The 22,815-nt window shown below is 56.1% G+C and carries 9 protein-coding genes; all 9 read right to left on the bottom strand.

All coding sequences use genetic code 11. The features are described 5' to 3' along the window. Window positions 1-8: 8 nt before the first annotated feature. Genes NST99_RS17600 through NST99_RS17560 form a run of 9 tightly spaced genes read right to left on the bottom strand, consistent with a single transcriptional unit; the run spans window position 9 to window position 22,815 of the window. Window positions 9-6,581: an amino acid adenylation domain-containing protein gene (locus NST99_RS17600; protein ID WP_341093389.1), complete on the bottom strand. Its 6,573-nt coding sequence runs from the start codon at window positions 6,579-6,581 to the stop codon at window positions 9-11. Beyond that, on the bottom strand, window positions 6,581-9,736 hold the full coding sequence (locus NST99_RS17595) for a type I polyketide synthase (protein ID WP_341093387.1): 3,156 nt from the start codon (window positions 9,734-9,736) through the stop codon (window positions 6,581-6,583). Before NST99_RS17595 ends, NST99_RS17600 begins: the two co-directional genes overlap by 1 nt. A 5-nt stretch (window positions 9,737-9,741) precedes the next feature. Continuing rightward, window positions 9,742-13,077, bottom strand: coding sequence for a non-ribosomal peptide synthetase (locus NST99_RS17590; protein WP_341093385.1), 3,336 nt, complete (start codon window positions 13,075-13,077; stop codon window positions 9,742-9,744). A 16-nt stretch (window positions 13,078-13,093) separates the two neighbouring features. Next, complete coding sequence (locus tag NST99_RS17585) at window positions 13,094-14,725, bottom strand: non-ribosomal peptide synthetase (RefSeq protein ID WP_341093383.1); 1,632 nt, start codon at window positions 14,723-14,725, stop codon at window positions 13,094-13,096. Beyond that, window positions 14,722-16,044, bottom strand: coding sequence for an ACP S-malonyltransferase (locus NST99_RS17580; RefSeq protein ID WP_341093381.1), 1,323 nt, complete (start codon window positions 16,042-16,044; stop codon window positions 14,722-14,724). The genes NST99_RS17585 and NST99_RS17580 overlap by 4 nt, the downstream gene beginning before the upstream one ends. Before the next feature lie 37 nt (window positions 16,045-16,081). Then, window positions 16,082-17,209: an acyl-CoA dehydrogenase family protein gene (locus tag NST99_RS17575; RefSeq protein ID WP_341093379.1), complete on the bottom strand. Its 1,128-nt coding sequence runs from the start codon at window positions 17,207-17,209 to the stop codon at window positions 16,082-16,084. Then, the gene (locus tag NST99_RS17570; RefSeq protein WP_341093377.1) at window positions 17,209-17,466 is read right to left on the bottom strand and encodes an acyl carrier protein; all 258 of its coding nucleotides are present in this window, start codon (window positions 17,464-17,466) and stop codon (window positions 17,209-17,211) included. Before NST99_RS17570 ends, NST99_RS17575 begins: the two co-directional genes overlap by 1 nt. 19 nt (window positions 17,467-17,485) lie before the next feature. Continuing rightward, window positions 17,486-18,337: a 3-hydroxyacyl-CoA dehydrogenase family protein gene (locus NST99_RS17565; protein WP_341093376.1), complete on the bottom strand. Its 852-nt coding sequence runs from the start codon at window positions 18,335-18,337 to the stop codon at window positions 17,486-17,488. Window positions 18,338-18,363: 26 nt separating this feature from the next. Continuing rightward, complete coding sequence (locus NST99_RS17560) at window positions 18,364-22,815, bottom strand: type I polyketide synthase (protein ID WP_341093375.1); 4,452 nt, start codon at window positions 22,813-22,815, stop codon at window positions 18,364-18,366.

Here is a 22,815-nt window from a genome sequence, read left to right as displayed (position 1 = left end):
GTTCAAAATCATCTGCGGCGCGTTTGTCTTGCATGAAACCGCCTGTCCGCGCGGTCCACCGCTTTTTGCTCCATACCTGTAGGGGACTTGTCCACTGAAGCACTTCCGAAAAATTCAACCAGCGCTGCGACGGAGGTATGTCTGAACAGCTCGATAATAGGAATCTCGCGGTTCAGCATCTCCTGCAGCTTCAATTGCATCTGAACCAGCTTGAGCGAATTGCCGCCAAGGTCGAAAAAATGCTCATCCCTGCCGACATGCGGACGGTTCAGCAGCTCCTTCCAAATGGAGATAATACCTTCTTCCAGTACGGATTGCGTCGGTCCCGCTGCCGGTTCAATCGTCTCAGGCAGAATGGCAAGCAGTGCTTTGCGGTCAGTTTTGCCGTTGGGAGTCAAAGGGAATTCTTCGAGAATGCTTATACTGTAAGGAACCATGTAGCCTGGAAGCCGGGAGCGCAGATGGGAGCGCAGTGCAGCCGGGTCCGGCAAGGGTTGCCGTTCCGAACCGACAATCACAAAAGCGCGCAGACGACTCGCGTCCTCCTCTCCTTCAGCAAGCACAGTAGCCTCTTGAACACCGGGACAGGTCTTCAAGGTGCTTTCGATTTCACTTAACTCAATGCGGTAGCCGCTAATTTTGACCTGGAGGTCGTCGCGTCCAAGGAATTCAATGACCCCGTCTGAACCATAACGGCCCCAATCCCCCGTCCGGTAGAGGCGTTCTCCGGTGATAGGCGACATGACAAAGCGTTCTGCAGAGCGGATCTCATCCCGCCAGTAGCCGCTGGCAACGCCCAGACCGCCAATATATAACTCTCCCGGCACCGATACTGGACATTCTTCCATCCGTGCATTCAGCACATATACACGCTGGCCGGACATGGACAGACCATAGGGAATGTTGGTCCAAGCCGGATCGACAGTGTGAACCGGGAACTGAATCGACCAGATCGCTGCTTCGGTTGCCCCGCCAAGCGCAATCACCTCCGCCTCAGGACTCAGGCGGCGGATGGCTCCCGGAAGAGTAGAAGGAATCCAGTCTCCGCTGAGCAGGCACAGTCTGAGGAAATCCAGCCGTACTTCAGATGCGGCATACATCAGCAGCATGTTCATGAAGGCTGGAACGCTGTTCCAGACCGTGACCCGGTGCTTCTGCATCAGCTCCAGCCAGTGTGCCGGATCGCGTAGCCGCTGCGGCTCTGGCAGCACAAGTGTGCCTCCTGCCGCCAAGCAGCCGAAGATGTCGAATACGGATAAATCGAAGCTTAGCGAAGAAAGTCCAAGCACGACATCCTGCGGGTTCAGCCCATGGCTGCGGTTAATGTCGGTCAACGTATTAACCGCGGCTATATGGGTGATCATCACCCCTTTAGGCGTTCCTGTACTGCCGGAAGTGAATAATACGTAGGCCAGTTGCTCGCCTATTCCGTCTGCATTGCCTCCATATTCCGGCGTCTCTTCGTTTCCGGTATTTTCGTTGACCTCTATGGTCTTAATACCGGTAGTGGCCCAATCACCTACAGGGACAGAGGACTGGACCAGTACCACTTGAACCTGTCCGAGCTCCAGCAGCTCTCCAATGCGGTAGGCTGGCAGACCTGCATCTACCGGCAGGTAGGCCGCTCCGGCCTTTAAGATCCCTAGGACCGCCGCCACCTGCTCCCAGCCTTTTTCCATCACTACGGCAACCAATGTCTCCGGCTGTATGCCACACGCCACCAACTGATGCGCTATAGCATTGGCTTTGCGGTTCAACTCTCCGTAAGAGAACGTAAATCCGCCCACAAGCAGGGCCGGAGCATTGGGCTGAGTGCGGGCCATCCGCTGAAAGCCATGATGCAGGGCAATGTCCTGCGTCTCCTGTTTGTGTTGGTGCCGTGTGTTAATTTCCGCCAGTTTCAGGCGGTGTGCGAATCCGGCTGAACCCGAATCGGCCAGCGGCAGGACCTCCTCCCAGGCCTCTTCATCTTCTGCCAAACGGCGCAGCAAGCTTCCATAGATGGCAAACATCTCATCCAGCACTCCCGGCGGGAACTTGCTCAGGGCCGCGTCCCAATTGTAGTGAAGCTCGCCGTCCCGTTCAGCTACCTGGTGATCCAGCCATACCTGAGGTGTCTCCGACAGACTGCGCGCTTCCGTCTCTGCTTCATTCCTCCGCTGGAAGATCTGATCAAATCCGGCTGTCGTCCTCTCCCTGTCAGATAAGTCCAGCAGGCTTGTGAACACCACCGGAACCGGTTCACTCAGAATGCTGTGGGCCATAAGCTGTTCTGTCACACGGATGCCGCTGTAAAGGCGGTGATCGAGATCGGTCCACAGACGTTTCTGGAGCTGTTCAGCCCTGCTGCCAAAAGGAAGAGGTTCACGGTAATCGACCTCCAGCAGACTGATGGTTGTGAAATCTCCAACCAGATGCTCCATTTGCGGATGCAGCGGGAGACGGTTAAACAGCGTTAAATTCAACAAAAAATGAGGCTGCTTGGCATACAGCGCAAGCACTTCTGCATAACAGGCGAGCAGCAATGCGGAGGAAGTTAACCCCCGTCTGCGTGCCGCCGCTGACAGCTTCGACCAGAGACTGGCCGGCAGAACGGCCTTCCAGCGCTTAAATTCCTGCCGCTTGAGGCCTTGAGAAACCGCAACAGGCAACTGCGGACCGGCCGGGAGGCGGGGAAGTCTCTCTTGCCAATAGGTCTGCGCCATTCTATAACGGTCTGCAGAGGTTACGGACAGCAAGGACAGCACATAATCACGGAAAGTTGCTTCCAGTGGCGGCAATTGGGCTGTTCCGGCATACAGCGCAGCCAGTTCCTCCAGAATAATCCGAAAACTCAGCGCATCGGCGATCATAAGGTCAAAGCTGATATGCAGCCGGGTCAGTCCTTCGGGCAGCCGGGTCGCTTCAATGGCGAACATCGGCCAACTGCCGGTATGAATGGTCTGCGACATCACTTGACGAATGTCGTCCAGCCGTGAGACGCGCTCCGCTTCGGAGCAGGCGCTTGCGTCTGCCATTCTCACCGGGTAAGGCGGGACCTCTTCCAGAATCTGCTGCATGCCGTCCGGCATGACCATTGCCCGCAGCATAGGATGCCGCTTAATGAGCGTCTGGAAGCACTGTTCGAAACGTTCAATATCAAGACCCGCAAACTCCATCTCCTGATAGACATGAGTGGCGGCGCTGCCTGTCCGTCTTCCGCTCCAATAGGCCATCTGCACTTCGGTCAAAGGAAAAGGTTCAAAGGCCTCTTGCGGCGACACTATAAATTCGGGTAAGTCCACTTTGGCTGAGCTTCCCGTCTCTGACAAAGGTGCCACCGCAGCATCATCCAGTTCAGTTGCCATGTTGGCAATGGTGGAGGCGATAAGCAGCTCCCGGAGCGTCAGCTCCACCTGCATCCTGGAGCGGATTTCAGTCAGCAGCTTGACAGCGAGCAAAGAATTACCGCCCAAATCAAAAAAATGATCGTGTATTCCCACGCTGGTCAGGTTCAGCACCTCACCCCATACCTCGGCGAGCCGGATCTCAGTTGTGCTTCGCGGCGCTGTGTAACTGCGGGTTAACACCGCCTTGTCCAGTGGCAGCCGTGAAAGGAATTGCCGGTCTACCTTGCGGTTTGGTGTCAAAGGCAGCTCAGCAAGCTTAACAAAACGTGCCGGGATCATATAACTGGGAAGCACCCCGCGGAGTGTTTCCTTCCAGTCTGTCTCGTCAGGAATGCTCTCCTTGCCAGAGGCTAAAGGGGACGGCACCCAATACGCAGCCAACAGTTGTTCTCCCTGTCCGTCGTCGCAAGTGACTACGGCGCTTGCCGCAATCTCTGGCTGAAGGTTCAACTGCTGTTCAATCTCAGCAGGCTCGATGCGGAAGCCCCGCAGCTTGAGCTGCTGGTCTTTACGGCCGAGATAAGCCATTTCTCCTCCAGGCAGCAGCCGGACCCGGTCCCCCGTATTGAATAGCCGCCCTCCCGCCTGGTCCAGCGGGTTCATGATGAACTTCTGCGCGGTCAGCTCCGGCTGACGGTGATAGCCGTCCGTTACGCCGTCACCTCCGATGTACAGTGTGCCTTCGGCTCCGAATGGCACAAGAGCCAGCGCTTCATCCAGGACCAGGCAGGTTGTACGGCCGATCGGTCTGCCAATCGGGACTTTGTACAGGAGGTCATCCGGCGTAAGCTTGTGGGCCAGAGACCATACCGCCGTTTCGGTGGGGCCGTACAGGTTCCATACCGCTTTACCCCGGTGTAACAATTGTGCAGCAAGCTCCGGCTTCAGTTCCTCACCGCCGCAGAGTACCGTCATGTGCTCTGAACCCTTCCAGCCCTCTGCCAGCAGCAGCCGCCACAATACCGGTGTTGCCTGCATAAAGGTCGGCTTATAACGATTCATATTCTCCATAAGCAGTCCTGGATCGCCGCTTCCCTCCTGTGGGAAGATCAGCGTTGCCCCTGCGGATAATGGCAAAAACAGTTCGAGCAAGAAAATATCAAACGAGCATGTCGTGACAGACAACAGCGAATCCTCGGATGTCATATGCAGCAGTTCCTGCATGGCATACAGGAAATGAACCGCATTCCGGTGAGTCACGGCTACCCCTTTGGGCTGGCCTGTACTCCCGGAGGTATAAATCATATAAGCGTGATGCGGTCTTTCAGATGCCTTGGAGTCAGACAGAGCACTATTAGTCTGCCAACACAGGCTGCCTGGGCTGATGTCGCAGCAGCGGTGGTTGCCGAACCGCTCGGCTTCCGCAGGATGATCTACCAGAATGCAGTCCAGTTCGGCGTGGCCCGCGATGTATTGCAGCCGCTGCTCTGGAAAGGCCGGGTCGAGCGGAACATAAGCGCTGCCGCTGATCAGAATGCCAAGGATGCCTGCCGCCAGCTCGAACGAAGGACGGGCGCAGATGCCAACGCGATGACCCGGCCCTGCGCCGGCTGACAATTGCAAATAGGCTGCTAACCGCTCTGCCGCCCCATACAATTCGGCATAAGTATAGGAACGGGGGCCGCATACAATTGCCACGGCCGACGGATTGGCTGCGGCTTGCCGCTCCACCAGTGAATACAGTGTCGATCGCTCCGGGTAAACAACACCCGGGCCGATGCCTGCCTTATGCAGCTCCGCTTCTTCAAACGGAGAAATCAATGGAAGCTGCGGGAGCGTCTGCTGCGCTTTCGCCGGCAAATGCCCAAGCATCCAGACATAGTTAGCGAGCAGTCCTTCTGCTATTCTTTTGTCATAGAGATCGGTGTTGTATTCCAGCATTACATCCAAATGGTGAGGATGCTCGATAACTTCCAGTGTGATATCGAATTTGGCAGAGTGCTGAGTCCACTTCTGCGGCGTGCAGACAGCACCGTCCAGTTGATCCAGTGACATATCGCCTTGCTGGAAGATAAAAAAGAGCTGGAATAAAGGCGAATAAGCCAAGTCCCGGGGCGGATTCAATGCATCCAGTACATGCTCGAACGGGATTTCCTGAGCTTTCAGAGCTCCAAGCACTGTCTGCATGGTAAGTTGCAGGACCTCTGTGAAGCTGCCTGCTTCGCGGATATCCGTTCTTAACACCACATTGTTCACGAAGCAGCCCAGCATCTCTTCGGTCTCCTCCCGGCATCTTCCCGCCGTCGGAGTGCCAACCACAACATCTCCCCTGCCTGTATATCTGTACAGCAGCACGTTAAAGGCAGCCAGTACAGTCATGAAGAGCGAGGCGCCTGCAGACCTTGCGAGAACTCTGAGCGCTTCAAGCTCCTCCGCTTCGATCCGCAGCGTGCAGCTATCTCCGCCCGAGGTCAGCAAGCGCGGGCGCGGGCGGTGTGAAGGAATTGTATAGAAAGGATCTGCGCCCCGCAGTTGCTCCTTCCAGTAATGCAGACCTTCCGTCAGCATCTCTGCCTGCATCCATTCTCTCTGCCAGCAGGCATAATCGGCATAGTCGTATTCACGCTGATTATGCGGTAGGCTCTGCCCCTTGCATAATACGTTATAGAGCTGCACCCATTCTTCTGTAAGCAATCTAAGCGACCAGCCATCGGCAACAATATGATGAATGACGAATACAAGCATGTGGTCATCCTCTGCCAGCTCGTACAATCCGGCGCGCAGCAATGGCGGTCTGCCGAGATCAAACGGCTGCGTAAGCAGCGGCTGGGCCGCTTGTTCGACCTGGTGCAGCAGCTCCGCTTCTGATTCCCCTGTGACCTTGACCTGCAGCAGCGGAATGGCGCTGTCAGCGGCGATGTGCTGCTGCGGCTTCCCCTCTTTGGCGGTGAATGAGGTCCGGAAGCTCTCGTGACCGGCCGCCAGCAGGCGCAGGCTGGCTTCCAAATGCCCCTTCTTAAGCGCACCGGTAATTCGGATGGCCTGATGCAGATGATAACTGGAGGCGGTGCCGCCGAGCTGCTCCATCAGCCATAAACGCTCCTGGCTGTAGGACAACGGTAATCCATTGTCATCGCGTGTTTGTTTTTCCAAGGGAATTTGCAGCACGGGAATTCCCCGTTCACGCATTTGCAGCCGGAACCATTGTTTTTGCTCAGGCGACAATGAGGATAAGGCTACTTGTTCGGCCATTACCCCTTCCCTCCGCTCGGTTTGAGTTTGTCCTCTGCAAGGCTGCTGGCGATTTCGCCACTGCTCATGGCAGCCACTTCCTGGAACAAACTTGCAATGGATTGCTCCTTGCGGGTCTCCCCGGAGGTATTCTCCAGCAATTGGGCCATTCCGCTTACAGTCGGACGCAGGAATATGCTCTCGATGGACAGTTGTACGCCCAAAGCTTGCCGAATCCGGTCAAGCACCTGAGTGGCCAGCAGCGAATGGCCTCCCAGCTCGAAAAAGTTATCATCCGCACCCACCGGTTGAATATGAAGCTCCCGTTCCAAAATCTCCACAAGCTGCTGCTCGATGCTCCCCTCCGGCGCACGGTACGCTGCCGTTATCTTGGGGCGGGCATGGCGTGATCCGGGTTGACGTTGCTCGGGAATGGAACTGAACGGTAAGAATATCCCGGATGTTTGTGTCCCTGACGTAACCGTAACCGAGGCGGTTGAGCCGGACGGGGCAGCTTCGGGATATACCCAGTAGCTCTGCCGGGAGAACGCATACGTTGGCAGCGGAACCCGCCGGCGCGTCTCATTTCCGAAATAAAGCCCCCAGTCCAGATCTGCACCGCATACCCATAGGTTGGCTATAGCCTGTGCCAACACCCGCGTGTCCCCGTCCTGTCCGTGGACAGAACGCAAGGCGGGCACCCACACACTGTCTTCAGCCGCTGCCGGGTTCTGCCGCCCCAGACCACATAATGTGGAGCCTGGTCCTAATTCCACAAACAACCGGTTTCCTTCGCGCAGCAGGGCCCCAAGTCCATCCATAAAGACAACCGGGTCGAGAATATGCCGGGTCCAGTATCCGGGATCGGTAGCCTCCTCAGCCTTCAGCCAGGTACCGGTAAGACAGGACATTATTGGAACAGAGGGTTCCTTTAATTCCACCTGCATCAACAACTCACGATAAGCGGCGACCATCGGCTGCATCAGCGGCGAATGGAAGGCGTGAGAGGTGGATAGTTTCTTATTAAAAACCCCTTCTTCCGTCAGCCGCTGTTCCAGTCCGGCAATGAAGGCTTCTTCTCCCGACAACACGCATAGACCTGGGCTGTTGACTGCTGCCAGCGTAATTCTCTCTTGTAGATATCTGTTTACTGCCTCACGGCTGAGCCCAACTGCCAGCATCGCTCCTCTTTCGGTCCGGGACATCCACTCTGCCCTGCGGCAGACCAGCAGAACGGCATCTTCGAGACGGAACACACCTGCGATTGCGGCTGCGGCGTATTCTCCCAGACTATGGCCGATCATGGCCTGTGGACGAAGTCCCCGGCTGATCAGGAGCTGGGCCATAGCGTACTCAACAGCAAATAACAGCGGCTGGGTAAGCGCGGTCTCGTTCACGTCCAGTGTTTGCGGGTGATTCTTCCCGGATTGCATCAATGGCTTGATATCCATCCCCGTCAGGCTTTGGATCTGCACTGCGCAGCGGTCGTAATACTCGCGAAAAACCGGCTCAGCAGCATATAGGCCTGCCGCCATCCCCATATATTGCGAGCCTTGCCCCGTGAACATAAACACCAGAGGACGGTTCCTGGAAGGACTTTCTCCCTGGTATACCGCTTGCGGGTCAGCCGCCTCCATTGCCAGGACAGCTTCTTCCTGCGTGGAGCAGACCACAGCCGCCCTGATCCCAAAAGCCTGCCGGCCAACCGACAGTGTATATGCCACATCCGCTAGTTTCGTCTGCGTCTCTTCGCGCAAATAATGCTGCAGCCGGGACAGATTACCAGCCAGGGAGGTCTCGGATTTCGCTGAGACTGGGAGAATATGCCACCCCGGCACGGCTGGTGCACTGTACATACGTGGACCCTCTTCAAGAACCACGTGGGCATTGGTGCCGCCCATACCGAGCGAGTTCACTCCGGCGCGGCGCGGGTAGGCTTGCTCGGGCCAATCCGTAAGCCCTGTATTTACGTAAAAAGGACTGCCGTCAAAGTCAATCGCCGGATTAGGACGCTCATAATTCAGCGTCGGCGGAATTTGCTTGTGGTGCAGCATGAGCGTCGCTTTGATGAATCCGGCAATGCCGGCGGCAGAATCGAGATGCCCTATGTTTGTTTTGACCGAACCGATCGGGCAATACCCTCGCTGATTCGTGCCAAGGCGGAACGCTTGGGTCAACGCCTCTATTTCAATGGGATCTCCCATTCGGGTGCCGGTGCCATGCGCTTCAACGTAACCGATCGTCTGCGGGTGAACCTCTGCCAGCGCCTGGGCCGAAGCGATGACTTCGGATTGTGCGCCTACGCTTGGCGCGGTATAGCTGATTTTATCCGCTCCGTCATTGTTGACGGCAAACCCCTTGATGACAGACCAGATATGATCCTTGTCGCGGATCGCTTCATCCAGCCGTTTCAGCACGACAAGACCGTAACCGTTGCCCGGAACAAATCCGCTGCTGTTCTCGTCAAAAGCGCGGCAGTGCCCATCCGCCGACATAATTCCTCCAGGCTCAAACAGGTAGCCTGCACGTTCAGGAGGGCCAACCGTGATACCACCAGCCAGCGCCATGTCACATTGATAGGTCAACAGGCTCTGTGCTGCCATGCAGACGGAGACCAGCGAGGTGGACGACGAGGACTGCACCGCCATAGACGGGCCTTTGAGGTTCAGGCGATAGGAGATCGTTGTAGCCATACTGTCCTTGTCATTGCCGATGGCTGCCTGCAAATTGCCGGTGGCCAGCATTTTTTGAATATGAGGATAGAGGTTCAGGAACAGATATGAGCTCATGCTTTTTCCGGCAAAAACACCCACGGAGCCTCCGCATTCCGAGGATTGGTAGCCAGCATGCTCCAGCGCTTCCCAAGCACATTCGAGCATCATCCGGTGTTGGGGGTCCATAAGCTCCGCATCCTTGGGATTGATCCCGAAAAAAGCGGCATCGAATGCATCGAGCTGGCCGATTTCCCCTTTAGCCCGGACATAATTCGGCTGACTCAGTATTCCGGGGTCAATGCCTGCCTCCTCCAGTTCCCGGCTGGAGTAATGGGAAATACACTCTTTTCCCTCGGTCAGATTGCGCCAGAAGGCCTCCAGGTTCTCGGACTGAGGGAACCTTCCCGCCATGCCGATGACCGCAATTTCATTTCCGTTATAAGGATACTCAGGATGACTCATAGCATCTATTCCTCCTTCTCTATGGTGCTGCGAACCGCTACGGAAGAAGCTGTTTTCCGGTAACGGAGAAATGCGTTTTTTTGCTTCGCGGCCGTCTCGTAAATGTAAGTCCCCAGAGCATCGCGCGAGCCTTCGCTGAGATATCCGGCGAGTGAACGGACCGTCGGGTATTTGAACAAATCCACCAGCGTCAGCGGAACGGGGAATTCCCGGCTGAGCCGGTCATGCACTTTGGCGAGCAGCAGCGAATGTCCGCCCAGATCAAAAAAGTTGTCTTCCACGCCAAAGTGCCGGAGCTGTAGAATCTCCTCCCAGACCTTTGCAATGCTTTTCTCAGTGGCGTTCTGGGGCTGTTCATAGGCGGCCCCGCTACGGGCAAGGCTCTCGCCAGGCTGTGGAAGGGCAGAAACCTCCAGCTTGCCATTGGCATTGTAGGGAATATGCTCCAGTTGAATATAAGCAGCTGGCTTCATATATGAAGGAATCCGCGACTCCAGCCAATGCGCCAATTGCTGGCTGATAATGCTCGCTTGGCTGCGGACCGTATAGTATGCGATCAGCCGCAGGTTGCCTTCGAAATCGGGCTGAGGATGCACGGCCGCCTCTTCGACTTCCGGGAATGTGCACAAATGCCGCTCTACTTCACTTAGCTCAATCCGGTACCCGCGGATTTGGACCTGCCGGTCGCTGCGGCCGATAAAGGCAAGCTCGCCGCCGGGAAGCCAATATCCGGTATCTCCGGTCAGAAGCAGCCGCTCGCCTTGACGGAACGGATGGGGAACAAATGCCGCTTCGGTCAAGTCACGACGATTCAAATATCCGCGGGCCAAGCCATGTCCAGAGATGCAGATTTGTCCCTTGACCCCAATCGGAACCGGCCGTAGATGAGAGTCCAGCACGTAGACTTGCTGATTGGCTACCGGTCTGCCCAGTGAGGCGGAAACGGCTTGCTCCCCATCCTGGTCGGGCTTCAGTAACTTATACGTACTGCACACGCCGGATTCTGATAGTCCATACCCGTTGGCAATATCCATTCCGCTTAGCCTATCCACATGGCTGGACTGCAAAGTCTCTCCACCACTCAGAATGAGGCGAAGCAGGGAAGAGGTTCCGCCGTCGCTATTCAAACGCCGAACCATAGAGGGTACGGTGCTGAGGATCGTAATGTGATGCCGCTCCATGTAGGCCCGCAGCTTGCCCGGGTGCAGCACTGTTTCGGTATCCGGCAAGACGAGTGTCCCTCCGGCAGCCAGAATCGGCAGCGACTCTCCGATGAAACTGGCTGAAGCAACCGATGTAATGGGCAGCAGACGATCCAAGTCCGTCGCCTGGTACGATGAAAGAAAGGAGTGGACCAGATTGTCGATGCTGCGCCGCTCCAGAAGGACTCCTTTAGGAACCCCTGTCGAACCGGAAGTAAAGATGATAAAAGCGAGCGTCTGCGGCGATAATCCATTGTCTGGTCCCCGCTCGTCCTGCTCACCGAACACTGGGATCTGTTCCTCCAGCAAGATCACTCGTTCTGGCGGGAGCGGCAGCAACTCGGAATGGACGGAATCACTAAGTGCATACACGTCGCCAAGCTCCTCCACCATCTGCCGGATACGCTCCCGGGGCATCGCAGGATCAACGGGCACCACTGCTCCTCCTGTTTTGGATACGGCAAGTGCAGCTGCCACAAAACGTCCCGAGGAGGGAAGGCAGACGATTACCGGCGTCTCCGCGTGCAGGCTCTTGTCTAAAAGCTGTGCCGCAAGACGGTTCGCCCACTGATTCAAGTCGCGGTAACTAAGTACATGTTCTCCCTCAAGCACCGCGCATTTCTCTGGAGTTTGGACAGCTCTGTGCTCGATCCAACTTACAAATCCATGTTCCGGTACTGGCTGCTCTGTTTCGTTCCATGTCTGTAAAATCATCTTCTCTTCTGAAGCCTCCAGCAGGTTGATCCGTCCAAGCGTCTCCTGCGGATCTTCCAGAGCTGCCACCGCCAGCCGGATAAAATGCCCGATCATTCGTCTCATCGTTGCTCTTGTGAACAGATCGGAGCTGAATTCAAAAGTCCCCCTCAGTCCTCCGTCCTCCTCCCAGCAGGATACGGACAGATCAGTCTGGGCAATTCCGATGTCCAGCGGGACGGCTGACAAGCGGAGACCTTGCGCTTCCATAACAGGCATCTCCAGATTATCGAGCTGGAACATGGTCTGGAAGACAGGCTGTACGCTTCGCTCGCGGTCCGGGTTCAGTCTCTCGACAAGCAGATCGAACGGCAGGTCCTGATGGTCAAAAGCCAGCAAAGCCTCTTCCTGAACGCTCCTTGCATAGTCTATAAAAGACAGGTCGTCCCGCGGCTGCGTACGGACTACCACAGTATTCACGAACATCCCTATCAGCGGCTCCAGCTCGGTTCTTGTCCGTCCGGCTACCGGTGTTCCGACGAGTAAATCTTCTTCTGCACAGTACCGGAAGAGCAGCGTCTTGAAGACGGTCAGCAGGAAATGAAACACCGATAAGCGTTCCTTCCGGCAAAAGCTGCCAATGCGCTCATACACGTCAGGCTCTATCCGAAACGACTCCATCCCTCCCAAGCCCGACATAGAGCTTGGCCGTTTAAAATCGGCGGGTATGTCCAGCATAGGAGGCGCACCTTCCAGCTTATCCAGCCAGAATGCCAGGTCCCGTGCATACGCCGTATCTTCACTCCGGCTCTCAAGCCACCGTACATAGTCCCGGTACTGGATCGTAAGCGGCTGCAAGTCTGGTGCTGTCCGGTCCAACTCTGCTCCATACAGACGTGTGAAGTCACGAAGGAGAATCCCCTTCGACCAGCCGTCCGCTACAATATGGTGCATGCGGATGATCCAGATATGCTCCTGCTCACCCACCTGCAGCAGTGTAAAAGAAATTAGCGGATCATGCTCCAGGTCTATCGGACTGCCTGCAATGCGTGTGATTTCGGCATGCAGCCATTCGGAAGAAGTGGCTTTGCCGCCGCCCTCCGCTCCCAATATTTCAAAAGCTAAGTCTCCTGCGTGAGGGCAGGCGCACGGTTCGCCCTGGTGCAGTCTGTAATTCACGTTCAGCAGTTCGTGGCGCTCCAGCAGGGAGTGCAGTGCTGCCCGCATGCAGTCTGTGTCGAGGTTCCCTTCGATCTTCAGTACTGCGCTGTTATTGAAGGCGGCGCTGCCCGGATGCAGCTGCTGGAGGAACCAGATCCCGCGCTGCGCGGGGGACAAACCGAAGGAACCAGACTCTCCTGTACGGGGAATTGCGGTGTGCTTGTTCCCCGGAACTGAAATGCCTTTGTTGCGCAATAATCTGTCATACAGCTCGTTGTTTATCATCTTCCATTCCGCCCCCTTAGCTTTGTGCGGCCTTACCCCCGTGGATGGCAAGCAGGAGGCTCCGGTCTGCCTTGCCGTTTGGTTTCAGTGGAATTTCATCCATCCAGATGATCTCTGACGGAATCGCATACGCAGGCAAATACAAAGCAAGCTCGGCGCGCAGCGCCCGCAGCTTGTCCTGTTCCGGAATGGGCTCCGCGCCCGCAGCCGCAACCACAAAGGCGGTTAGGAATTGTTCCCCGGCATCACCTATGCGCACCCCGGCAACGGCGGTTTTTACATGGGCTGCACGGAGCAAACAGCTCTCCACTTCACCCAGCTCAATGCGGAGTCCCCGCAGTTTGATCTGATCGTCCTCCCGTCCGGCGTACATGACCTCCCCATCCATAGTCCATGAGGCGAGATCGCCTGTACGGTACATGCGCTGTCCGGGTTCATAGGGATTGGGCACGAATCTCTCCAGCGTTAGCTGTGGCTGGTTCAGATATCCGCGTGCCAGCCCCACTCCTGAGATATACAGTTGTCCTGTCTCTCCAATAGATGCAAGCGTCAAATCATCCCTCAGAATATACAAGCGGATGTTGTCAATGGGGCGTCCGATGGGAACTGGTTTGTCCAGAGCATTCCGCTCGCAGACATGATAGGTTACATCAATCGCTGCTTCCGTAGGACCATAGAGATTGATCAACTTCAATCCTTGTCCGGGCGGGAAGGTATGATAGAACTGACTAACCAGCGGGACGGTCAACGCTTCTCCGCTGCAAAAGACATACCGCAGGCTGCGCAAGCGTTCCAGTGCAAAATCGCTGCCGATATATTCAAGGAACAAACGCAATACGGAGGGAACAAAATGAATGACTGTGATCCCTGTTTTCTCGATCAGTCTCACGAACATGCGCGGATCATTTTCCTTGCGCGGCTGCAGAAGACAGACCGCAGCGCCTGCGGTTGACCACCAGACCAGTTCCCAGACCGAGACATCAAATGTATATACTGTTTTTTGGAACAGGATATCTTTGCGGGTAATGGGGAAGTTTTTTTGCATCCATTCGATCCGGTTGGTCAAGGCATCATGTTCCACAAGCACACCCTTGGGGTTGCCGGTGGAACCGGAAGTATAGATTACATAAGCCAGGTCACCTGGATCTGGTCCGTCCGGCAGATTCGTCTCGGGCAGATCACGGTCTGCCAGACTATCCAGCGGGACCCATTCTGCTGTTGCAGGCAGCACAGACGGACGGGAAACGCCACCCTCCGTAATGACCCAGCCCGGGGCGCTGTCAGACAGCATGGTCTGCAGCCTCATAGACGGACTCTCCAGATCCAGCGGCAAATATGCAGCTCCGGCTTTGAGTACACCGTATATGGCAACCAGCATGTCAAAAGAACGCTCAAGCATTAAGGCGACAATCGACCCGTTTCCGGCACCGCTTGACCGCAGCGCATGAGCCAGCCGGTTCGCCGCACGGTTCAATTCCGCGTAAGTGTAGATGGCCTCCTTCACGTATACAGCCGGTGCGAGCGGCTGCTCCGCCACGCGTGCTTCAAACTGCTGGACAATGGTGGTGTCCTGTGAATAAGGCGCAGCGGTATCATTGAAGCCGCGCAGTGTATGCAGCAATTCGTTTTCTACAGTAGGCAGACTCATTCCGGTCCCCTCCTTGCAATGGGAGTAATCTCTGCTTGCCGCTCCACACCGGTCTTTTCCTTGATCTGCAGCCATCGAAGCTCCCGTTCACTGTCCGGGGTACGCTTATCTTCAAACACAGCCTGCAGCATGGATATTGCCAGGGCAACATGCTCTTCTCCAAGTGCTATTTCCCCTTGATCAAGCTCATGCTTCATCTGTTTGACTTCCGTATACAGCTCCAAGGACGGCATAACCGGAACATCAGCCTGGTTGTTATTGCGGGTGGTCATGGCATGGGTGAGACACATGCTTATTGCTTTAAGCCGCAAATCTGCGGCTGGTGGACTTGTCTCAGCCTTGTGCCTGGGCACAGGAATGGCTGAAGACGCAGCTATGTGATCTCTAATGGTCATCCGGTCCACCTTTTCATCATGGGCATATACACGGGTCTGCCCAGAAATTTCGGGCATCAGTGTTTTGAGGATGTTTTGCGGACCCATTTCAATGAATGTCTGAACACCGTTCTCCAGCAGATACATGATGGAGTTCTGCCACAGCACCGGTTTGTATAGCTGCTGCGCCAGCAGCCCCTGCATTTCCTGGATAGATGTATAAGGCCGTCCGGTTACATTGGACAGAAGCTGACATGCCGGAAGGCTCCAGTTATACTTGAGCAGTTCCTCCGTCATTTCAGCGGCTCTCGGCTGCATTAGAGCACAATGATAAGGGGCGCTTCCAATCAAGTGGCTGATCTGTGCATAATCTGACGCTTCTGTTACCCGCTGCTCCAGCTCGACCAGTGCAGCGTCTTGACCGGAAACCGCGATTTGGCTGCGGGAGTTCTGACAGGCAATGCTGACCTCCCGCCCTTCAGCTTGCAGTTTCAGGCATAGCAATGCGACTTGTGCAGGATCAACCGATTTCATAATACTCATGGCGCCGTCCGTGGCTTCCATAACCGCTTCCGCCAGTCGGGCACGGAAGCGGACCAGCATCAGCCCGTCCCTGAAGGACAAGGCACCGCTGCAGATTAGTGCAGAATATTCGCCCAGACTGTGTCCCGCCATGTAGGCTGGAAGCGGTCCGCCTTGCTCCCGGTATAGGCGGTAATGGGCAACACTCGCCGCACAGATGGCCGGCAGCATATGCCCGATCCGGTTCAGCTTGACCGTGCTGCCCTCCATCATCAGCCGGGATAATTCAAAACCGAGAATTTCATCTGCCTCAAGCAAGGTGTCCTGCACCCTGCTTGAGGATTCATAGAGGCTCCGCATCATTCCTTTATATTGGGACCCTGATCCAGGGAATAATAAAGCCAGGTCTGCTTGATGGTTCATCCGATCCTCACCCTTCTGCCAAAGATGCGGCATTGTGTCACAAACGGAAGGTGCGTGCTATTTGCAGCTCATGCATCTGTGAAGTCCCCTCAATAATCTCCATAATCTTCGCATCCCGGTAGAACCGTTCTACCGGATTGCCGCTCATACAGCCTGAAGCGCCGTGTATTTGCAGGGCATGATCTGCTGCATGGACAGCCGTTTTGGAAGCATGGTATTTGGCGACCAAGGTCTCTGTGATAGCCGCCGGATCACCTTGCTCCCGCAGTCTCCCGGCGGCGGCACAGAGCTCGCGGGCGGCTTTGGACTCCGTAATCATTTCGCTGAGCATCTTCTGCACAAGCTGATGCTTGCGCAGGGGTTCACCGAACTGGAACCGCTCACCGGCATACTGGATGCTTTGCTCCAGACAGGCCTGTGCCAACCCGACGCTGCCGCAGGCGGTGGTGTAACGGCCTTCATCCAGCGCATAGTTCGCCACATGGGTGAAGCCGAAGCCGATTTTGCCAACCAAATTTTCCACAGGCACACAGCAATGCTCGAAGGTCAGCTCGGCAACCATATTGGCCCTCAGCCCCATCAGCCCCCGCATTGGATCAATCTGCAAACCGGGAGTTCCCCGTTCCACCAGTACAGCGACCCCGCGCCCGTTCAAGCGGGCGAACACCAGGAACAAATCGGCGATTTGCCCGAGCGTGATGTACTTTTTGCGGCCATTCAGGATGATTTGTCCATCTTCCTGCACCGCTTCCGTCTCCAGCTTGGCAATATCGCTGCCCACCATCGGTTCGGTGATTGCAATCGCCGGAATTACCTCGCCAGCCGCGATGGCGGGCAGCCATTTTTGCTTCTGGGCTTCCGACCCAAACCGCGCCAGCGGTTTGCAGACCATGCCGAACACAGTACAGGCATTCTGCACCGAGGCATACCCGCGGCCCAATTCCTCATGAATGGCTCCAAGTGTGGCGTAGTCGACGGCAGTTCCCCCATATTTTTCTGGAATCGCAAGGCCTGTAAGTCCTTCGGCTGCCATCTCAGTGAACAATACGCGCGGAATCTCCTGCTCCTGATCCATCTGGGCGGCCTGCGGCAGGATGTGCGTGTCAACAAACTGGCGGACGGTAAGGGCGGTAGGGACGGAGGTCGATTTTAGCGGCGTAGTCATTAGATTTCAGCTCCCGTAGGTTGATGGCGTTCAATCAGAACTACCAGATCGCGGACGGTCTTGATATTTTCCATGTCCAAATCCTCTTCTTCCAGCTCCAGATGAAAGGTCTTCTCGATGAACATAATCAACTGGATCATGAACAGGGAATGCACAAGGCCCAGCTCCAGGATGTTATCGTCCTCCTTAAGTTCCTTGGTACGCAGTGAGCGGGTAAGAAATGTAGTCACCTGTGCTTTGATTTCCTCATGATTCATAGGGATCAGCCTCCTGTAATCAATTGTAAGAATAAAAACCCTGACCGGATTTCATACCGTGAAGCCCGGCATCGACCATTTTTTTGAGCAAGGGACAAGGGCGGTATTTACTGTCGTTATACCCTTCGTACAGCACATCAAGTGACTTGAGAATGGTATCCAGACCAATGAGGTCGGCTGTCTGTAAAGGGCCCATCTTGTGCCCGAAACACTGCTTGAACAAAATATCAATATCCTCCGGAGAAGCCACCTGCTCCTGCACCATGAAGATGGCCTCATTGACAAAAATCATCATCGCCCGGTTCGTCACAAACCCGACCGAGTCGTCAACAATTACACTTTGCTTGCCGAGGGTTCCCAGCATTTCCTGCGTCATCTGCAGCGTCTCCGGGGTGGTATGGTATCCTTTGATGACCTCAACCATAGGTTTGAGCGGCACCGGATTCATGAAATGAATCCCGACAACCCGTTCGGGGTGTTCCACCAATGCAGCAACTCGGGTGATTGAAATCGCCGACGTGTTGACCCCCAGAATACAATCCTTCGCGCAGACCTTGTTAAGCTGTTCGTATACCCTCTGCTTGATTTCCCAGCTCTCGGTCACATTCTCCACCACGAACGAACACGCAGTGAGGTCTTCGATCTCTTGGGTGAAGCGGATGCGGTCCAGCACCACCTCGGCACGTTCCCGCGGGGCCACACCCGTCATCATTTTCTGAAAACGAAGGCTCTCCCGGATCTTCTCCCGGGTTCGGCGCATCTGCGCTTCTGATACATCTACAACTACCGTGTCGTACCCTCCTTGAGCGAAGACCTGGGCTACGCCGCTTCCCATCACACCTGAGCCTACAACGCCAATCCTCTGTTCCATCGTTCTTCCTCCGTCCTAAATTCTGCTCACTGTACACCTTCATAGGTCAGCCGTTGATATTCCCGGTAGGCATCTGCAATGTCCGCTACGGTTCCGGCATCTCCCCACTCGCTCACCAAGCTGTGGATCATCCCTTCCACTGTTGGATTCTCCATCACGGTACGAAGCGGCAGTTCGGCGCGAAACACATCCTTAATTCGTGACAGGAGTCGTGTCAGCAGCAGCGAATGTCCACCCAAATCGTAAAAATGGTCGTCCACTCCCACCGGATGTACTCCAAGCAGTTCGGCTATAATCTCACAGATGATAGCCTCCTGTTCCGTCACTGGAGGTTTGTATGCCCCCAGATAAGCCGGGCGCTCACGACTGCCCGCAGCATGGTAAGGATGGGCAGAGGGATGGGCTTCCGCCGGAAGTGGCTGTCCCTCTGAGGCTTTCTTCAACCGGAATATTGGAGGCTGGGCAGAAATGATAGCCCGGCTGATCTGTCCCCGGATCGGCCACAGTTGCTCATATAAGACATACTCCTGTTCCCGGGTAATGCCCGGACCCGGTGCTGCCGTGCTGCGGATGAAATCCCGGCTCAGCGACAGCCAGGGGATATTCCCGCTGCCCGCATCTTCCGCAGCGGCATCAAGCACGCCTGCCGCCGCTGCCAGTTCGGTGAGGCCCAGTCCGCCAACTACGGAAGATAAGGAGGATAATATCCAGCCAAAACCGATCTCAGCACCGCAGCTCTGCAGCAGCTTGTTCAGTTCCTGGAAGGTGCGGGGCGCTGGAACCTTGGGTTTCACCGCCGTAGACAACACCGCAAGTGTCCGCCATTCCAAGGCTTGCAGCTCCGGTTCGTATACCACCCCGTCAATCCGGCCGCAGATACCAGCCGCTGCCGCAATGGCCTGGCGAAGCTGATCTGATCCTAGACCTTCGGATGCTATGACCTCTACACCAGGCCGGGCTGCCAAAAAGCTGCGGATCAACTCCGCGCCACCAGCGGGAGAGACAACCAGATAAACCTCCCCGGGTGTCGCTGCCGCTGTTTCGGAGAAGTTAGCAGGCTCGCCTAAATGAATTGGAGCTGTAAATGGTTCAAAAGCCTGCACCAGCCGCGTCCCGCCCCGGTAAGCGGCTACTATCGAAGTACCGGGGCGCGACATGAGCTCCAGCCAAAGCTTGTCTGTCAGACGTCTTTCGGGCTCCTCAGGCTGGAAGTCAACCAGCCGGCCCTGCCAGCCGGGCTGCTCTTGGCCCAAGGCCAGGAGCGGCCCAAGGATGGCCCGTCGTTCCGCCTCACCTCCTCCTGCTCCGAAGATTGTAAAGATCCGGCTGGCCGCCACTGTTAGCTGGACTTGCGCTCCGCAGAGAGCCTTATCCAGGGCGGGGACTAAATGAATGAGCGACAGGTATCCGCGCTCGGCTGCTGATGCTCCCGTCATCTCTGCAGCGGACGGAATTCCGGGCTGCGGCTGCTCTTCCAGCATCAAGGTATGGAGAATGCGGTCGATGACAATGCCGTCCCTTCGCAGGTCATCGGCGAGCCGCTGGTAATCCCCGGCATGGACCGGATTCAGCTCGATCAGATCCGGTGCGAGCCGTCGATACTGCGTGGCAGCCAGCACCTCAATACAGCGGTCTCCCTGTTCAACAAGCCGTTCTTTACATCGTTCGACTGTTCGGCCTTCTCCCCGCAGAATGAGCCAGGTTAAAGGATGCGAACGGGGATTGCTTGGTGCGTCCGGGAGCGGCTCCTGCTTCCATGCAGGCAGATAGAGCAAGGAAATGTCCGGCTCCGCCGTTGCCGCCTGGAGTGACATAGGAAGTGTTGGCCGGGGCAGATAGGTCTGCCGGTCAAAGCTGTACATAGGCAGGGGCAGCCGCCGGCGGGACTGCGGCGGATAGAGCTGCTCCCACTGGACGGGTACCCCGGCCAGCCATAGCTGGGACAAGGTCTGCACGAAAACGACTGCTTCACTTGTTGCTGCCGTGGCCCCCAGGCTGGACAGCACCAGCCGGTCACTTCCGCTCTGAGCTTTCGCTAGACGGCATAATGTCTGGCCTGGGCCTACTTCAAGGAAGACATTGTCCTCATTGGCTAGACAGCCGCTGATCATCGCCGAGAAGTTCACCGTCCCGCGAAGCTGCGCGGTCCAATACTCGGGATTCACTGCCATCTCGCTAGTGACAGGTTCTCCGGTCAGACAGGAATAGAACGGCAGCTCGGGGGTATTCAGGTGTTTGGAGCGGAGCACTTCGCCGAACGGCTCCAGAATGGCATCCATCCGTGCAGAGTGGAACGCATGAGAGGTGTTCAGCCTTGCTGTGAATATCCCCGCTTGGCTCCACTCCTCCTGCCGCAGCCGCAGCTCTTCTTCGTCGCCTGAGAATACGCATAACCCCGGCTGGTTAATAGCTGCGAGCGATACGTCTGCACTGACATAACGGCGAGCTTCAGATGCAGGGATAGCTGCGGCTAACATCATTCCACCTGGGGCGGACTGCATCAGTCGTCCGCGAGCCACAACAATATCGAGAGCATCCTCAAGGGTGAAAACCCCGGCGAGTGTTGCCGCAACATATTCCCCGATGCTGTGTCCCACCATGTGGGAAGGGCGGACGCCCAGCTTCATCCAGGCACGGGCAAGCGCATATTCCAAAACGAACAATGCGGGCTGAGCGAGCCAGGTCTGGTCTAGCTCCGAATCGGAGGAAGTGCCAGCAAGAGTCAGAGCTTTGGCCTCCGCCACGCCGATATAGCGGCGGATATCTAGGTCAAGCTTCGGCCGCAGCAGCTCCGACAGCCGGTCCACTTCCTGGCGATAGGACGGATGGCGCTGGTACAGCTCTGCGCCCATCCCCATGACTTGCGAGCCTTGGCCTGTGAACATGAACACCACCGGACGGTTGATATGCTCCTGAGAAGATCGAATCATTCCAACACCTTCAGAACCTCTTAGAAGGCGGACAGCCTCTTCCGTCTGCGCTGCAGCACAGGCTAGCCGGTATTTGAATTGCCCCCGTCCCATTTGCAGCGTGAACGCAACATCAGCCAGCGGTACGCTGCTTGAGATGTTCTCCAAATGATCTGCCAGTTCGCCTTGCATCCGCTCCAGGGCAGCAGGGCTTTTGGCTGAGAGAAGCAGAACCGCCGGAAGCTCCGCCGGCTCACTGAGTGCCCGGATAGGCGGCTCCTCGAGAACTAGATGGACATTGGTGCCGCCAACGCCAAACGAACTGATGCCTGCGCGGCGCGGCAGCTTCCCTCTAGGCCACGCCACAGGTTCCCGGCTGAGGTAAAAGGACGACTTCTCCATCTCCAGCAGCGGATTGGGTTCAGCATAATTGGCTGTCGGCGGAATCAACTCCCGTTCCAGAGACAAAGCAGTCTTGATCAAGCCGGCAATCCCGGCAGCGGCATGAAGATGTCCGATGTTGCCCTTGACCGAGCCGATGGGCCGGTGCTGGCTCTCCTGCCCGAACACTTGCTGTAAGGCGGTAAATTCAATCGGGTCACCGACTTTGGTGCCGGTACCGTGGGTTTCGATGTAACCGATGGTATCCGGTTCAATATCGGCGAGGTTCCAGGCCGAGCGGATGACCTCCTTCTGGCCCTCCAGGCTGGGGGCAGCAAAGCCTACTTTTCGACGCCCGTCATTGTTGCTCGACGAGCCTTTAATCACGGCATAGATATGGTCGCCGTCCTCTATAGCTTCCGAGAGGCGCTTAAGCACCACCGCGCCTGCGCCTTCTCCGAAGATGGTGCCATCGGCCCGGCTGTCGAAAGGGCGGCAAACGCCACTTTTAGAATAAATAGTGCCCTCCTGGTAGAGATAACCCGACTTGCCCGGCTGCTCCAGTGTCACCCCCCCGGCAACGGCCAGATTGCAGTCTCCAAGCAGGAGACCCTGGCAAGCCAGATGGACTGCTGCGAGTGAGGTTGAACAGGCGGTGTACAGGGTGTAGCTGGGTCCCGTCAGATTGAGCTTGTAGGAAATCAGTTGGCTTAAGAAATCCTTGCTCGACACGATGCCCGACTCCAGCACATCTTCTCCGTCTCCGTGACGGGACAAATGATCACTTGTCCATTTCAGGTCGAGCGGGGCCCCGGCATACATGCCTATTTGGCCGTCATAGCGGTCGGGGTGATAGCCCGAATTCTCTAGCGCATGATAGACAATTTCGTGGAACAGACGGATCTGGGGGTCCATGTTCTCGGCTTCCCAGGGGGCATATCCGAATAAAGAAGCATCAAAATCGTATACGTTGCCCAGGTAAGGCTTCGCTTTGACGTAATCGGGATGGTTCAAACGTTCTGGAGAAATCCCTTGTTCCCGAAGCTCTTCGAAGCTGAATTGGGTTACCGAGGATGTGCCTTGTATCAGCAGATTCCAATACTCCTCGATATTATCCGCGCCCGGAAATTTACCGCTCATGCCAATGATAGCAATCTCTAGTCCGGTTTCTGCGGTCTCTTCACTCAT

It is taken from the genome of Paenibacillus sp. FSL L8-0470, assembly GCF_038008625.1.
Lineage (GTDB): Bacteria > Bacillota > Bacilli > Paenibacillales > Paenibacillaceae > Paenibacillus_AQ.
The sequence above is the reverse complement of the archived record's forward strand: the minus strand, read 5'-3'. Positions and strand labels throughout refer to the sequence as shown.